The organism is Streptomyces roseoverticillatus (assembly GCF_000719265.1).
Lineage (GTDB): Bacteria > Actinomycetota > Actinomycetes > Streptomycetales > Streptomycetaceae > Streptomyces > Streptomyces roseoverticillatus.
Genome location: NZ_JOFL01000002.1, coordinates 268,643 through 283,808, shown reverse-complemented (window position 1 = coordinate 283,808; position 15,166 = coordinate 268,643). Strand labels below are relative to the sequence as shown.

The 15,166-nt window shown below is 73.4% G+C and carries 12 protein-coding genes; all 12 read right to left on the bottom strand.

The window, feature by feature from the left end:
- Nucleotides 1-4 precede the first annotated feature (4 nt).
- The 12 genes from pgeF to rsmH all read right to left on the bottom strand — a co-directional run bounded on the left by pgeF (nt 5) and on the right by rsmH (nt 15,018).
- Complete coding sequence (gene pgeF / locus IF61_RS0103495) at nt 5-763, bottom strand: peptidoglycan editing factor PgeF (RefSeq protein WP_030364709.1); 759 nt, start codon at nt 761-763, stop codon at nt 5-7.
- A gap of 54 nt (nt 764-817) precedes the next feature.
- Nucleotides 818-2,053: a cell division protein FtsZ gene (gene ftsZ / locus IF61_RS0103490; RefSeq protein ID WP_030364708.1), complete on the bottom strand. Its 1,236-nt coding sequence runs from the start codon at nt 2,051-2,053 to the stop codon at nt 818-820.
- 239 nt (nt 2,054-2,292) lie between these two features.
- Nucleotides 2,293-3,177 carry a cell division protein FtsQ/DivIB gene (locus IF61_RS0103485; RefSeq protein WP_078659938.1) on the bottom strand — a complete coding sequence of 295 codons (885 nt, stop codon included), beginning with the start codon at nt 3,175-3,177 and terminating at the stop codon, nt 2,293-2,295.
- Between the two features lie 23 nt (nt 3,178-3,200).
- The gene (murG, locus tag IF61_RS0103480; protein ID WP_030364706.1) at nt 3,201-4,295 is read right to left on the bottom strand and encodes an undecaprenyldiphospho-muramoylpentapeptide beta-N-acetylglucosaminyltransferase; all 1,095 of its coding nucleotides are present in this window, start codon (nt 4,293-4,295) and stop codon (nt 3,201-3,203) included.
- A gap of 6 nt (nt 4,296-4,301) precedes the next feature.
- Nucleotides 4,302-5,705, bottom strand: coding sequence for a putative lipid II flippase FtsW (gene ftsW, locus IF61_RS0103475; RefSeq protein WP_030364705.1), 1,404 nt, complete (start codon nt 5,703-5,705; stop codon nt 4,302-4,304).
- 117 nt (nt 5,706-5,822) lie between these two features.
- A complete protein-coding gene (gene murD, locus IF61_RS0103470; protein WP_245684379.1) occupies nt 5,823-7,286 on the bottom strand; it encodes a UDP-N-acetylmuramoyl-L-alanine--D-glutamate ligase in 1,464 nt (487 codons plus the stop codon).
- The gene (gene mraY, locus IF61_RS0103465) at nt 7,283-8,347 is read right to left on the bottom strand and encodes a phospho-N-acetylmuramoyl-pentapeptide-transferase (protein WP_030364703.1); all 1,065 of its coding nucleotides are present in this window, start codon (nt 8,345-8,347) and stop codon (nt 7,283-7,285) included. Before mraY ends, murD begins: the two co-directional genes overlap by 4 nt.
- A complete protein-coding gene (locus tag IF61_RS0103460) occupies nt 8,347-9,768 on the bottom strand; it encodes a UDP-N-acetylmuramoyl-tripeptide--D-alanyl-D-alanine ligase (protein ID WP_030364702.1) in 1,422 nt (473 codons plus the stop codon). Before IF61_RS0103460 ends, mraY begins: the two co-directional genes overlap by 1 nt.
- A 65-nt stretch (nt 9,769-9,833) precedes the next feature.
- The gene (locus IF61_RS0103455; protein ID WP_078659937.1) at nt 9,834-11,531 is read right to left on the bottom strand and encodes a UDP-N-acetylmuramoyl-L-alanyl-D-glutamate--2,6-diaminopimelate ligase; all 1,698 of its coding nucleotides are present in this window, start codon (nt 11,529-11,531) and stop codon (nt 9,834-9,836) included.
- 13 nt (nt 11,532-11,544) lie between these two features.
- The gene (locus IF61_RS0103450) at nt 11,545-13,482 is read right to left on the bottom strand and encodes a peptidoglycan D,D-transpeptidase FtsI family protein (RefSeq protein WP_043187618.1); all 1,938 of its coding nucleotides are present in this window, start codon (nt 13,480-13,482) and stop codon (nt 11,545-11,547) included.
- 4 nt (nt 13,483-13,486) lie between these two features.
- Nucleotides 13,487-14,062: a cell division protein FtsL gene (ftsL, locus tag IF61_RS0103445; protein ID WP_030364699.1), complete on the bottom strand. Its 576-nt coding sequence runs from the start codon at nt 14,060-14,062 to the stop codon at nt 13,487-13,489.
- A complete protein-coding gene (gene rsmH, locus IF61_RS0103440) occupies nt 14,059-15,018 on the bottom strand; it encodes a 16S rRNA (cytosine(1402)-N(4))-methyltransferase RsmH (RefSeq protein WP_030364698.1) in 960 nt (319 codons plus the stop codon). The genes ftsL and rsmH overlap by 4 nt, the downstream gene beginning before the upstream one ends.
- Nucleotides 15,019-15,166 lie beyond the last annotated feature (148 nt).

The following is a 15,166-nucleotide window of genomic DNA, read 5'->3' as shown; positions in this document are numbered from 1 at the left end:
GCCTTCAGTCCAACCAGACATAGCTAGCAAGTCGCCCCGTTGTGCGCTCGCGCCGGTACGAGAAGTGATCAGCCGACTCCAGCGTGCAGATGTGAGATTGTCCGCTCATCATCACGCCGAGCCGGGCGAGTTGGGCCCGCACCCCCGCGGCCACGTCCACGGCGGGGGTTCCCTGCCGGGTGGTGGCCCAGGCCTCGGGCACGACCGCGGCGACGTCGTCCCGCATCTTCTCCGGCACCTCGTAGCACAGGCCGCAGACCGCGGGGCCGGTGCGGGCGACGATCCGGGCGGGGTCCGCGCCGAGAGTGATCATCTTCTCGACGGTCGCGGGCACCACCCCGGCGACCAGGCCCGGGCGGCCGGCGTGGGCCGCGCCCGCGATCCCGGCGACCGGGTCGGCCAGGAGCACCGGGGTGCAGTCGGCGGTCAGGACCGCGAGGGCCAGACCCCGGCGGGCCGTCACCACTCCGTCGACCGCGGGGACCTCGGCGTCCCCCATAGCCTGACCGGCACGGGAGGTGCCCCCGTGCCAGGGACCGTCGACCACGGCCACGTCCCGGCCGTGCACCTGGTTCATCCAGACGACGTCCGCCGGGTCGAGGCCGAGCGAGACCGCCGCGCGCTCCCGGTTAGCCCGGACGGCTGCCGGGTCGTCGCCGACCGCGCCGCCGAGGTTGAGCTCGTCAAACGGAGCGGCGCTCACCCCGCCCCACCTGTCGGTGAAGGCGAAGTGCGCGCCGCTCGCATGCTTTCCAGACGACACAGCTTCCGATGTCACTGCGTGCTGTTGTCCTATGCCGCTCACTCGCTCGTGGTCCTACTTGAGGAAGTCCGGAACGTCCAGTTCCTCGGCGGTCGAGTCCTGGTACGGGCGGGCCGGCGGGACCTGCGGGGAGGAGACCGGCGGCGGGGGGAGCTCGTTGACCGGCGCCGGCTCGGAGGCGGGCTCCTCGGTGCGCGGGGTCACGTTGCCGAGGCCGCCGAAGGACGGGCGGACCGGCTCGGCCGGGCTCGCCGGGCGGGAGGCCGCGGCCGGGGTGCTCTCCTCGCGGCCGGAGCCGTAGGAGGAGCCGAGCACCTTGTCGCGGCTGCCCTTGGCCGGCGGCTGGCCGCCGTCGAAGCCTGCGGCGATGACGGTGACCCGGACCTCGTCGCCCAGGGCGTCGTCGATGACGGCGCCGAAGATGATGTTGGCCTCGGGGTGGGCCGCCTCGCTGACCAGCTGGGCGGCCTCGTTGATCTCGAAGAGACCGAGGTCGGAGCCGCCGGAGATGGAGAGCAGGACGCCGCGGGCGCCGTCGATGGACGCCTCCAGCAGCGGCGAGGAGATCGCCATCTCGGCCGCGGCCACCGCGCGGTCGTCGCCGCGCGCCGAGCCGATGCCCATGAGCGCCGAGCCCGCCTCGGACATCACGGACTTGACGTCCGCGAAGTCGAGGTTGATCAGGCCCGGGGTGGTGATCAGGTCGGTGATGCCCTGCACGCCCGACAGCAGCACCTGGTCCGCGGACTTGAACGCGTCGAGCACGCTCACCTGACGGTCCGAGATGGACAGCAGCCGGTCGTTCGGGATCACGATGAGGGTGTCGACCTCGTCGCGCAGACCCGCGATGCCGTCCTCCGCCTGGTTCGCGCGGCGGCGGCCCTCGAAGGTGAACGGGCGGGTGACCACACCGATCGTCAGGGCGCCCAGCGAGCGGGCGATGTTGGCGACGACCGGGGCGCCGCCCGTGCCGGTGCCGCCGCCCTCGCCCGCGGTCACGAAGACCATGTCGGCCCCCTTGAGGACCTCCTCGATCTCCTCGCGGTGGTCTTCGGCGGCCTTGCGGCCGACGTCGGGGTTGGCGCCGGCGCCGAGGCCGCGGGTGAGCTCGCGGCCGACGTCGAGCTTGACGTCTGCGTCGCTCATCAGCAGGGCCTGTGCATCGGTGTTGATCGCGATGAACTCGACGCCCTTGAGACCGACCTCGATCATCCGGTTGATGGCGTTCACGCCACCGCCGCCGATGCCGACGACCTTGATGACTGCGAGGTAGTTCTGCGGTGCTGCCACGTCGAAGGCCTCTCGCCTCGAGTTACGTATGCCTGGGGGACGGTTCAGTGCCGACCCGAACCCTCAACGTGAAGTTTAGGGTTACCTGTGCCGCTGTTCGCTGGGGTTCTCCGAACAGGACAGTAAGTCGACAAGCCGCGCGCGTTCAACGAACACGCCGAACCTCCCGTTTTTCTTTTCACCCTATGTGATCACCCATAGCCGTAGCCAGTCAGGGTGCTGCCCGGCCACCCCGGCCGTCAACTCCCCGACGCCGCGGGAGCGCTGGGGGCGCTCACATCGAAGTGGTCGGCCCCCCGCGCGGCCTTCAGCAGAGCGGTCAGCGCGCGCGCCTTCGCCTCACCCCGCTCGCCGCTCCCCCACACGACCGTCCGATCGCCCGTCAGCTCCAGGGTGATGGAGTCGTATGAGCGTACGCGGATGGCCCGGGTGTCCGCGCGGACCTCGGCCGGCAGGGCCTCGGCGACCCGGACGCCCTCGCGCTCCAGCCGCCCGGGGCCGAACCGGCGCAGGCTGGCCTCGGCGGTCGCCGAGGGCTCCACGGTCAGCCTGGGGACGCCCCGCGGGGCTTGATCAACTGTGGCGAACCGCACGCCCGCGCCGTCGATTTCGATGAACTTCCCGCGCTTCGCGGAGTCCGAAGTGTCCTGAACGATCGCTTTCGGCTGCCGCTCGACCACTTTCAGGCCGACCGCATGTGGCCAGGAGCGCTCGACAATGACCGATTCGATCCGTGGCAGGGCGGCGCGCAGCCGCTCCTCGATGGCGTCGGTGTCCACGGAGACCAGCGGGCCGCCGAGCTTCACGTCGGCGGCGGCCCGTACCTCATCGGGCGTCAGCACGCGGACGCCGGAAACCTCCACCCGGGTGGCGCGCAGCCAGGTGGAGCCGTAGAGCGCCCATCCGGCGGCACCGCCGGCGAGTACGGCGGCCACCGCCCAGAGGACCAGGCGGCGGCCGCGCGGCAGTCCGGAGCGGAGGCCGGGGCGGCGCGGACCGCGCCCCGGCGGCTTCCCGGCCGGCCTTCCCGCCGACCGGGAAGGGGCCGCCCTGCCGCCGGATCCGGGCCGCACCGACTTCTTGCTCTTCGCGCCACCGCGCCGGGCGGTCGTCGGTCCGGCCACTGTCCAGCCTCCTGCTCCGGGGCTCAGCCCCTTCTCTTGGCGGCGATCGCCTCGTACACCATGCCGACGAGCAGGTCGTCGGCGTCCCGGCGGCCGAACTCGGCGGCGGCGCGGGACATCTCGTACAGCCGGTGCTGGTCGGCGAGGACCGGGAGCACGTGCTGCTGCACCCATTCGGGCGTCAGCTCGGCGTCGTCCACCAGCAGTCCGCCGCCGGCCTTGACCACCGGCTGGGCGTTCAGCCGCTGCTCGCCGTTGCCGATGGGCAGCGGGACGTAGGCGGCGGGCAGCCCGACGGCGGACAGCTCGGCGACGGTCATCGCGCCCGCGCGGCAGAGCATCATGTCGGCCGCGGCGTACGCGAGGTCCATCCGGTCCACGTACGGTACCGGGATGTAGGGCGGCATTCCGGGCATGTTGTCCACGTGCGGCAGGTCGTTCTTCGGGCCGACCGCGTGCAGGATCTGGATGCCGGCGCGCTGCAGGAACGGGACGACGGCCTGGATGACCTCGTTGAGCCTGCGGGCGCCCTGCGAGCCGCCGGAGACCAGCAGCGTGGGCAGGTTCTGGTCGAGCCCGAAGTACGCCCGCGCCTCGGGCCGGGCGGCGGCCCGGTCCAGCGTGGCGATGGTGCGGCGCAGCGGGATGCCCACGTAGCGGGCGTTGCGCAGCTTGCTGTCCGGGGTGGACACCGCGACCCCGGCGGCGTAGCGCGAGCCGATCTTGTTGGCGAGGCCGGGCCGGGCGTTGGCCTCGTGCACGATGATCGGCACGCCGAGCCGCTTGGCGGCCAGGTAGCCGGGCAGGGCCACGTAGCCGCCGAAGCCGACCACGCAGTCCGCCTTGGTGCGCTCCAGGATCTGCTCGGCCGCCTTGATCGTGCCGCGCAGCCGCCCGGGGACGGTGATCAGCTCGGGTGTGGGCTTGCGGGGCAGCGGTACGGCGGGGATGAGGCCGAGCTCATAGCCCCGCTCGGGCACGAGCCGGGTCTCCAGGCCCCGCTCCGTGCCGAGCGCCGTGATCCCCACGGTCGGGTCCTGCCTGCGCAGGGCGTCCGCGAGGGCGAGCGCGGGCTCGATGTGGCCGGCGGTCCCCCCACCGGCGAGTACGACATGCACCGAAATTCACCGCTCTCCGGACGGTCGCTTCTTGACGCGCCGTCTCATCGTCTTCCATCTCACCCCAGGCTGCCGCATGGCCAGCGCCGCCCGTGCACCGGGTTCGTCGCGCGCGAAGGCGATCAGCAGCCCGATGGCGAACATGGTCGGCAGCAGGGCGGACCCTCCGTAGGAGAACAGCGGCAGGGGGACACCGGCGATCGGCAGCAGGCCGAGCACCGCACCGATGTTGACCACGGCCTGGGCCGTGATCCAGGTGGTCACACCTCCCGCGGCGTACCTCACGAAGGGGTCCTCCGTGCGTCCGGCCACGCGGATACCCGCATAGCCTAGAGCCGCGAACAGGGCGAGCACCGACAGCGTCCCCGCCAGACCCAGCTCCTCGCCGGTGATGGCGAAGATGAAGTCCGTGTGAGGTTCGGGGAGTTCGCCCCATTTCTCCACACTCGCTCCGAGTCCGGCGCCGAACCATCCGCCGTTGGCCAGCGCGTAGATTCCGTGCACGGCCTGCCAGCACTGGTCGTGGTCGCCGGGGTCGGTGGCCCCGATGCAGGCCAGCCGGGACATCCGGTTGGCGCTGGTCTTGATGAACAGGACGGCCAGCACGGCGGTGACGCCGAAGACCCCGGCGAAGAGCCGGGTGGGCGCCCCGGCCACCCACAGCAGCCCGAGCAGCACCGTGGTGAGCACCACGGTGGTCCCCATGTCGCCGCCCAGCATGATCAGGCCGAGCAGCACGAAGGTGACGGGCACCAGCGGCACCAGCAGGTGCTTCCACTGGGTGAGCAGCTTTTTGGACTGTTTGCGCGCCAGCAGGTCGGCGCCCCACAGCACCAGGGCGAGCTTGGCGAACTCGCTCGGCTGCAGCTGGAACGGGCCGCCGAGGGAGATCCAGTTGGTGTTGCCGTTGATGGTCTGGCCGATGCCGGGCACCTGCACCAGGCAGAGCAGGAAGAGCGACCCGGCGAGCGCGGGGTAGGCGAAGACCCGCAGCAGCCGTACAGGCATGCGCGCGGCCACCAGCAGCATCACGGTGCCGATCGCGGCCGCCAGCAGTTGCTTGCGGAAGAAGAAGGTGGGCGGCAGGCCGTTTTGCAGGGCCTTGATCTGCGAGGCGGAGTAGACCATGACCAGGCCGAGCACGGTGATCAGCAGGGAGCCGCCCATCACCAGGTAGTAGGCGGTCAGCGGGCGGTCCCAGGCCCGCTTGGCGCGCCTGTGGAGCTGTCTGAGGCCGCCCAGCAGGCTGCCGCGGGGCGGGCCGGGCCGTCCGGGCCCCCCGCGCCCCGCGCCGCCTCCACGGGCCCCTGCGGGGCGCGGGCGGGCCGTCCGGGCGGGCCCGGAGCGCGCGACGGGGCCGCGCAGGGCCGTCCAGGGGCCGGACGGCCCCAGGGTGTCGTCCGCGTGCATCCGGGTGTCCCCTTCGCTGGTCTCCGGCGGCACCCGGTCGCACACCGCCGGGGCCTGCCCCGGAGACTTCCCGGGAGCGGGAAGTCTCCTCCTCAGCCCGCCGCAGGGACCGGGCGGCTACTCGCCCGAGGCGCCGGGCTCCTGGCCGGCCAGGTCCCGCACCGCCTCGGCGAAGGCCTCGCCGCGCTTGTTGTAGTCGGTGAACATGTCCATCGAGGCGCAGGCCGGGGCCATGAGCACGGTGTCCCCCGGCCCGGCGAGCCGGGCGGCTTCCCGCACGGCCGCGGCCATCGCCCCAGTGTCGGTCCGGTCGAGGTCGACGACCGGGACATCCGGGGCGTGTCGCGCCAGCGCTTCCGCGATCAGGGCGCGGTCGGCCCCGATGAGGACGACGCCGCGCAGCCGCTTGGCGGCCTTGGTGACGAGGGTGTCGAAGGTGGCGCCCTTGGCGAGGCCGCCGGCGATCCACACGATCGACTCGTAGGCCGCGAGGGACGCCTCGGCGGCGTGGGTGTTGGTGGCCTTGGAGTCGTCCACGTACGCGACGCCGGCGACGTCCGCGACGTGGGCGATGCGGTGGGCGTCCGGGCGGAAGGCGCGCAGGCCGTCCCGGACGGCCTGCGGCTCGACGCCGAAGGCGCGGGCCAGGGCCGCGGCAGCGAGGGCGTTGGCGACGTTGTGCGGGGCCGCGGGCTTCACGTCGGAGACCTCGGCGAGCTCCTGGGCGGTCGTCCGCCGGTCCTCGACGAAGGCGCGGTCCACGAGGATGCCCTCGACGACGCCGAGCATGGACGGGCCGGGGGCGCCGAGGGTGAAGCCGATGGCGCGGCAGCCCTCCTCGACGTCGGCCTGGCGGACCAGGTGCTCGGTGGCGGGGTCGGCGGCGTTGTAGACGCAGGCGACCTGGTTGCCCTCGTAGATCCGGCCCTTGTCGGCGGCGTACGCCTTCATGGAGCCGTGCCAGTCGAGGTGGTCGGGGGCGAGGTTCAGGACGGCCCCGGAGTGGGCGCGGACCGACGGCGCCCAGTGCAGCTGGTAGCTGGAGAGCTCGACGGCGAGGACGTCGTACTCCTCGTCGCCCAGCACCACGTCGACGATCGGCGTGCCGATGTTGCCGACGGCGCGCGTGCGCAGGCCCGCGGCCTTCAGGATCGAGGCCAGCATCTGGACCGTGGTGGTCTTGCCGTTGGTGCCGGTGACCGCGAGCCAGGCGGCCGGCTTGCGGCCGTTCTCGCCGCGCAGGCGCCAGGCGATCTCGACGTCGCCGACGACGTCCACACCGGCCGCGGCGGCGGCCGCGAACAGCGGGCTCGACGGCTTCCAGCCGGGGGAGGTGACGACGAGCTCCGTGCCCTCGGGCAGGGTCTCCGCGTCGCCGAGGCGGACGGTCATCCCCTCGGCCTCCAGGGCCGCCGCGCGCTCGCGCAGCCGCGGGCTGTCGCCGCCGTCGACGACCGTCACCCGGGCGCCGAGGCCGGCCAGGGCGCGGGCGGCGCTGATGCCGCTCACGCCGAGGCCGGCGACGGTGATGTTCTTGCCGCTCCAGGCGGAGGGGCCGGAAGAGCCGGAAGTGGGGGTCACTTGATGGCCAGCCATCCCGCGTAGAAGATTCCGAGGCCGATGGCCACGCACAGGCCCTGGATGATCCAGAACCGGACCACCACGAGGACCTCGCTCCATCCCTTGAGTTCGAAGTGGTGCTGCAGCGGAGCCATCCGGAAGACACGCTTCCCGGTCATCCGGAACGAGCCGACCTGGATCACCACGGACATGGTGATCAGGACGAACAGACCGCCGAGGAGGGCGATCAGCAGCTCGGTGCGCGAGCAGATCGCCAGACCCGCCAGCGCGCCGCCGAGGGCGAGCGAGCCGGTGTCGCCCATGAAGATCTTGGCGGGCGAGGTGTTCCACCACAGGAAGCCGAAGCAGGAGCCCATCAGGGCCGAGGCGACGACGGCGAGGTCGAGCGGGTCGCGCACTTCGTAACAGGCGGCGCCGGCGGTCAGCGGGTTGCCGCAGGACTGGCCGTGCTGCCAGGTGCCGATGAACACGTACGCGCCGAAGACCATCACGGAGGCGCCGGTGGCGAGGCCGTCGAGGCCGTCGGTGAGGTTCACGCCGTTCGACATCGCGAGGATCATGAACAGCGCCCACACCACGAAGATGACCGGGCCGACGGACCAGCCGAAGTCCTGGGTGAAGGAGAGCCGGGTGGAGGCCGGGGTCTGGCCGCGGGTGTCCGCGAACTGCAGCGCGAGCACGGCGAAGGCGATGCCGACGATCAGCTGGCCGGCCATCTTCGCCTTGGCCCGCAGGCCCAGGCTCCGCTGCTTGACGATCTTGATGTAGTCGTCGAGGAAGCCGACGAGGCCCATGCCCGCCGTCAGGAACAGCACCAGCAGGCCGGAGAAGGTCGGCTCGTGGCTGGTGATGACCTTCGTCAGGGCGTAGGCGATCAGGGTGGCCAGGATGAAGGCGATGCCACCCATGGTGGGCGTGCCCTTCTTCCCGGCGTGGCCGCGCGGGCCGTCGTCGCGGATGAACTGGCCGTAGCCCTTGCGGGCGAGGAACTTGATCAGCAGCGGGGTGCCGATGAGGGTCAGGAAGAGACCGATGACGCCCGCGAAGAGGATCTGGTTCATCAGCCGGCGACCTCGCCGTCGACGGCGAGCAGCTGCTCGGCCACCCACTCCAGCCCCACCGACCGGGACGCCTTCACCAGCACGACGTCACCCGGGCGCAACTCGCTGCGCAACAGGTCGACCGCCGCCTGCGCGTCGGACACGTGCACCGACTCCTCACCCCACGAACCCTCGTTATAGGCGCCCATCTGCAGCCAGGCCGCTTCCCTGCCCCCGACTGCCACGAGCTTGCCGACATTGAGCCGGACGGCGAGCCGCCCGACCGCGTCGTGCTCGGCGAGCGATTCCTCACCGAGCTCGGCCATCTGACCGAGCACCGCCCACGTGCGCGCCCCCTTCGCCGCAGCGGCTGCGCCCATGGCGGCCAGCGCGCGCAGCGCGGCTCGCATGGATTCGGGGTTCGCGTTGTAGGCGTCGTTGACGATCGTCACGCCGTCCGCACGCTCGGTGACCTCCATGCGCCAACGGGAGAGCTGGCCCGCCCCGGAGAGCGCGGAGGCGATCTCCTCTGCGGGCATGCCCAGCTCATGGGCGACGGCGGCCGCGGCGAGCGCGTTCGACACGTGGTGCTCACCGTACAGCCGCATGGTCACGTCGGCGCACCCGGTGGGTGTGTGAAGCGTGAAGGCGGGCTGCCCGGTGGCGGTCAGGTGGACGTCCTCGGCGCGCACGTCGGCGTCGGGGGCCTCGCCGAAGAGGACGGTGCGGGCCTTCGTGCGGGCGGTCATAGCGCGCACGAGCGGGTCGTCGGCGTTGAGCACCGCGACGCCGCCGTCAACGGCTGCGGGCAGCGCCTCGACGAGCTCGCCCTTGGCCACGGCGATCTGCTCGCGGCCGCCGAACTCGCCGACGTGGGCGGTGCCGACGTTGAGGACGACGCCGATGCGCGGCGGGGTGAGCTCGGCCAGGTAGCGGATGTGGCCGATGCCGCGGGCGCCCATCTCCAGGACCAGGTGCCGGGTCTCCTCGGTGGCGCGCAGCGCGGTGAGCGGCAGGCCGATCTCGTTGTTGAGCGAGCCGGGGGGCCAGACGGTGGCGCCCAGGTGCTCCAGCAGCTGGGCGATCAGGTCCTTGGTGCTGGTCTTGCCGGCGGAGCCGGTGATGCCGACGACGGTGGTGCCCAGCCGTTCGACGACGGCGCGGGCCAGGGTGCCGAGCGCCCGCTCGACGTCGGCGACCACGATCGCGGGGACGCCGACGGGGCGGGCGGCCAGCACGGCCGTCGCGCCCGCCTCGACGGCGCGCTCGGCGTAGTCGTGGCCGTCGACGTGCTCCCCGGCGAACGCGACGAAGAGGCTGCCGGGCAGAACCGCCCGGGAGTCGATCACGACGGGACCGGTGATCCGGGCGTCCGGGTCCGGTATGTCGTGCTGCTGCCCGCCGACGATGGCGGCGATCTCGGCGAGGGACAGAGCGATCACTGAGATTTACCTCCGGCCGTTCGGGAGAGCTTCCGGGGGGAGGGTTGTGCGCGCATGGCGGTCTGTCATCCCTGGTCGTTCCGGTGCGTGGTCAACGAGCGCTGTTGCGCGGCTTCGACGGCCTCGCGCAGCACCTGGCGGTCGTCGAAGGGGCGGACGACGCCGTTGATGTCCTGGCCCTGCTCGTGGCCCTTGCCGAGGACGAGGACGATGTCGGAGGGCCGGGCGCGGGCGACCGCGGCGGCGATGGCGTCGGCCCGGTCCTCCAGCAGGAGGACGGTGCCGCGCTCGTGGACGGGCACCTCGGCGGCGCCCTGCAGCATCGTGGCGAGGATCGCGAGCGGGTCCTCGGATCGGGGGTTGTCGGAGGTCAGCACCGCCGTGTCGGCGAGCCGGGCGAGGGCCGCGCCCATCGGGGCACGCTTGGTGGTGTCGCGGTCGCCGCCGCAGCCGAGGACGGCGTGGATGCGGCCCTCGCAGACCTTGCGCAGCGCGCGGAGAACCGATTCGACGGCGTCCGTCTTGTGGGCGTAGTCGACCACGGCGAGGTAGGGCTGGCCGGCGTCGACGCGCTCCAGGCGGCCGGGCACGCCGGGGACGGCGGCGACGCCGTCGGCGGCGGTCTGCGGGTCGATCCCGGCGGCCACGAGGGCGACGACGGCCGCGAGGGCGTTGGCGACGTTGAACGGGCCGGCGAGGGGCGCCCGGGCCCGGATCCGCTCGCCACCGGGGCCGAGGATCGTGAAGACGGAGTCGAACGGGCCGATCTCGACGTCGGCCGCGCGCCAGTCGGCGTCGGGGTGGCCCTCGGCGGAGAACGTGGTGACGGGCACCTCGGACTCGCCGGCGGCGAGCCGGCGGCCGTACTCGTCGTCGAGGTTGACGACGCCGGCGCGGCTGCGGGCTTTGGTGAAGAGCTCCGCCTTGGCCTGGAAGTAGTCCTCCATGCCGGAGTGGAACTCCATGTGCTCCGGGCTGAGGTTGTTGAAGACCGCGACGTCGAAGACGCAGCCGTCGACGCGGCCCAGCCGCAGGGCGTGGCTGGAGACCTCCATGGCGACCGAGGCGACGCCGCGCTCGCGCATGACGGCGAAGAGCGCCTGCAGGTCGGTGGCCTCGGGGGTGGTGCGCTCGGACTTGATCCGCTCGTCGCCGATCCGCGACTCGACGGTGCCGATCAGGCCCGTCTTCGCGCCGGCCGCCCGCAGTCCTCCCTCGATGAGGTACGCCGTGGTGGTTTTGCCGGAGGTGCCCGTGATGCCGATCTGGAGCAGCTCCTCGCCCGGCCGGCCGTAGATCGTGGCGGCCAGCTCGCCCATGACGGCGCGCGGGTCGGCCACGGTCAGCACGGGCAGGCCCGTGGCGGCGGCGCGCTCGGCGCCCGCGGCGTCGGTCAGCACGGCGACGGCGCCGAGGCCCGCGGCCTGGGCGGCGAAGTCGGCACCGTGGAAGCGGGCTCCGGGCAGGGCGGCGTAGACATCGCCCCGGCGCACGGCGCGCGAGTCGTGGGTGATGCCGGTGACGGCGGCCTCGGGGCCCTGCGGCGCGGGGATGCCCAGCTGACCGGCCAGCACCGCGAGGGACGCGGGGCGGACGTGGGTGGGGCGGGGCGCACCCTGCGACGCGGCGGGGGCACCCTGGGGGCTGGGGTGGGACTGATCAGCGTGTGGCACGGCGGTGAGCGTACCGGGCGCACCCGCCCCGTCGCGAAGCGAGGGGCGCCCCGCGCCGCGGTTCCCGGGATCGGGAGTGATGGTCGTCACGCCGGCCCCCGGCTCACTCGTCGTCGTAGCTCACCGGCAGCCGCGGCGGCTGGGTGCCGGACGGGGGTACCTGCAGGGTCTTCAGGGCGAACTCCATCACCTGCTTGTAGACGGGTCCGCAGATCTGGCCGCCGAAGTAACTGCCCTTGGTGGGGTTCTGGATGGCGCAGTAGACGGTGAGGCGCGGCTGGTCGGCGGGGGCGAAGCCGGCGAAGGAGGCGGTGTAGCCGTGGTAGCGGCCGGTCTGCGGGTCCACCCGGTTGGACGTGCCGGTCTTCCCCGCGACGCGGTAGCCGGGGATCTTGGCCTTGGTGCCGGTGCCCTCGCGGTCGTCGACGACGGACTCCAGCATCGTGGCGAGCTCCCGGGCGGTGCGGTCGCTGATGACCCGGGTGCGCTCGGGGACGGGCGCGGGGGTGAAGCGGCCGTCGGGGCCCTTGGTGCCGCGGACGAGGGTGGGCCGGATGCGCTCGCCGCCGTTGGCGATCGTGGAGTAGACGGAGGCCGCCTGGACGGCGTTGAGCGAGAGGCCCTGCCCGAAGGGGATGGTGTACTGCCGGGAGCCCTGCCACTTGGCCGGCGGGGCGAGGATGCCGGGCGTCTCGCCCGGGAAGCCCAGGCCGGTGGGCTCGCCGATGCCGAACTTCCGCAGGTACGAGTGGAGGACCTGGTTGGCCTGGCCCTGGTCCTTGCCGAGCTGCTCGGCGGCCAGGATCGTGCCGATGTTGCTGGACTTGGCGAGCACGCCGTTGAGCGTCAGGTGCCACGTGGAGTGGTCGACGTCGTCGGCGAACGAGCGGTCGGCGCGCGGCAGCCGGTTGGGCACCTCGACGTGGGTCATGGGGGTGGCGGCGCCCTCCTCCAGGACCGCGGCCATGGTCATGACCTTGCTGACGCTGCCGGGCTCGTAGGCGTCCTGCAGGGCGGCGTTGCCGAGGGCGTCGCTGTCGGCGTGGGCGAGGTCGTTGGGGTCGTAGCCGGGGGCGTTGGCCATGGCGAGGATCTCGCCGGTGCGGTTGTCCTGGACGACGACGTAGCCGCGGTCGGCGGCGGACTCCTCCACCTGCCGGGCGATGGCGTTCTGGGCGGCCCACTGGATGTCCCGGTCGATGGTCAGCTCGATGTCGGAGCCGGGCACGGCGGGCTGTTCCTTGACGTCGCCGGTGGGCACCTGGCGGCCGCCGGACTGGGCGTAGACGAGCTTGCCGTCCCGGCCGGCCAGGACACGGTCGAACTGGGCCTCGATGCCGCCGCCCCCGCGGCCCTCCGCGTTCACGAAGCCCAGTATCCCGGCCGCGAGGCCGCCGTTGGGGTAGACGCGCTTGCTGTGCGGTTCCCTGTTGACCCCGGCGAGGACGTCGGCGCCCTCCTTGCGCTGCGCCCGGGCGGCGGCCGCCTTCTTGAGCTCCTTGATCTTGTTCCAGACCCTGGGGGGCTGCCGGCGGGCGAGGACGACGTACTTGGACTTGGGGTTGGCGGTGAGCTTCTGCTCCAGGACGGCGGGGCGCTCGCCGAGGACGGGCGCGAGCAGGGCCGCGGCCTGGCGGGCCGCGCCCGCGGTCTTGATCCGCTCGGGGGTGAGCAGGTCGGGCGCGGCAGTGATGTCGTAGGCGTCGACGGTGGTGGCGAGGTCCACCCCGGAGCGGTCGGTGACGGTGCCGCGCTCGGCGGCCAGGGTGACCGGAATGTACCGGTTGACGTTGGCGCGGGCCGCGTAGGCGCTCGCGTCGAAGGCCTGCACCTGCAGCAGCCGGACGGTGAAGACGAGCAGGACGAGCGTGAGGCCGAAGCCGACCATGCGCAGCCGGGGCCGGGGGCTGCCGAGCCGCAGGGGCCGGTCGCCGGCGCCCTTCAGGCGCGCGGGCCGGGCCGGGGGGCGGGCGGGTTCGGGGACGCGGCGGCGGGCCGGCCCGGGCTGCCTGGGGGGCCGGCCCCCGGGGTTCTGCGGCACAGCGTCACCTGCCGGAGGTCGGGGTGGTCGGCACTGCCGTGGGAGCGGGCACGAGGGCCGGCGCGGGGGCCGGCGGCGGTACGGGGGCGGGCGCGCCGGCGGCGGGCGGTACGGGGGCGGCGGCCGGGACCGGCCTCAGCACGGGCGCCGGGCGGTGTGCGGGCGCGGGCATGAGGGCGGGCCGCGGTCCGGGGCCCGCGGGTGCGGGCGCGCGGTAGGCCACCGTGCCGTCGCCGGCCGGGGAGGGCTGGCCGCGGACCGTGCCGTCGGGGCTGAGGAAGGCGGGGTTGCCGCCGGGGACCATGCCGAGCTCGCGGGCGCGGCGCTCCAGGGCGTCGGGGGCGGCGAGCTGGTCGACCTCCTGCTGGAGGGCCTGCTGCTCGTCGGTGAGCTCGGTGGTCTTGCGCTGGAGGCGGGAGAGTTCGAAGGAGCCCTGGTTGAGGGCGGAGTTCAGCAGGAGGAGCGAGATCAGGCCGGAGCCGAGCAGCACCACCACGAGGAGGACGAAGGGGGTGCGCTTGGCCCCGACGGGACCCACCAGGCGGCCCAGCCGGGTGCCCCGGCGGGCGGCCGGGGTCACCGGATGTCCTCGCGGATGCGTTCGGCGCCGCGCAGCCGCGCGGGGGCGGCCCGCCGGTTCTCGGCGACCTCTTCCTCGGTGGGCAGTTCGGCGCCGCGGGTGAGGAGCTTCAGGCGGGGCTGGTAGCGCTCGGGGACGACGGGCAGGCCGGGCGGCGCGGTGGTGGCGGCGCCGGCGGCGAACACCTGCTTGACGATGCGGTCCTCCAGGGACTGGTAGGACAGCACGGCGATGCGGCCGCCGACGGCGAGCGCGGCGACGGCGGCGGGGACGGCCGCCTCGACGCTCGCGAGCTCGGCGTTGACCTCGATGCGCAGGGCCTGGAACGTGCGCTTGGCGGGGTTGCCGCCGTGCCGCTTGGCGGCCTGGGGCAGGGCCTCGCGGATGACGTCCACGAGCCGGGCGCTGTTGGTGAACGGCTCCGCGGCGCGCTCGCGGACGACGGCCTCGACGATCCGGCGGGCCTGCTTCTCCTCGCCGTAGGCGCGCAGGATGCGCACGAGGTCGCCGGGGGCGTACGTGTTGAGGACCTCGGCCGCGCTGATGCCGGTCGTCTGGTCCATGCGCATGTCGAGCGGGGCGTCCTGCGCGTAGGCGAAGCCGCGGCCGGCCTCGTCCAGCTGCATGGAGGAGACGCCGAGGTCGAAGAGGACGCCCTGGACCTTGGGGATGCCGAGCCGCTCCAGCACCTCGGGCAGCTCGTGGTAGACGGCCCGGACGAGCGTGGCGCGCTCCCCGTAGGGCTTGAGCCGCTCGCCTGCGAGTTCCAGGGCGGTGGGGTCGCGGTCGAGGGCGACGAGCCGGGCCTCGGGGAAGGTCTTGAGCAGCGCCTCGCTGTGCCCGCCGGCGCCCAGGGTGCAGTCGACGACGACGGCACCGGGCTCGGTGAGTGCGGGAGCGAGCATGTCCAGGCAGCGCTGGAGCATGACGGGGACGTGTCGCGCGTTGCTGCTCATGCGCCCTTCTGAGTTCGGGGTGCCCGGGGCGCGCGCGGGCGGTCCGCAGCCCCGGGTCCCCGCCCGCTCCAAAGGGGAAGCGGCCTGCCCGGCACCGGGGAAGGGGCGCCGGACGACCGGGGAGCGGGAGGAGGCCGAGGGGTGCGTC

Coding starts and splice junctions, on each gene's coding strand:
- mraY (WP_030364703.1), bottom strand. CDS start 8,347: ATGAACCAGATCCTCTTCGCGGGCGTCATCGGTCTCTTCCTGACCCTC.
- ftsW (WP_030364705.1), bottom strand. CDS start 5,705: ATGCACGCGGACGACACCCTGGGGCCGTCCGGCCCCTGGACGGCCCTG.
- rsmH (WP_030364698.1), bottom strand. CDS start 15,018: ATGAGCAGCAACGCGCGACACGTCCCCGTCATGCTCCAGCGCTGCCTG.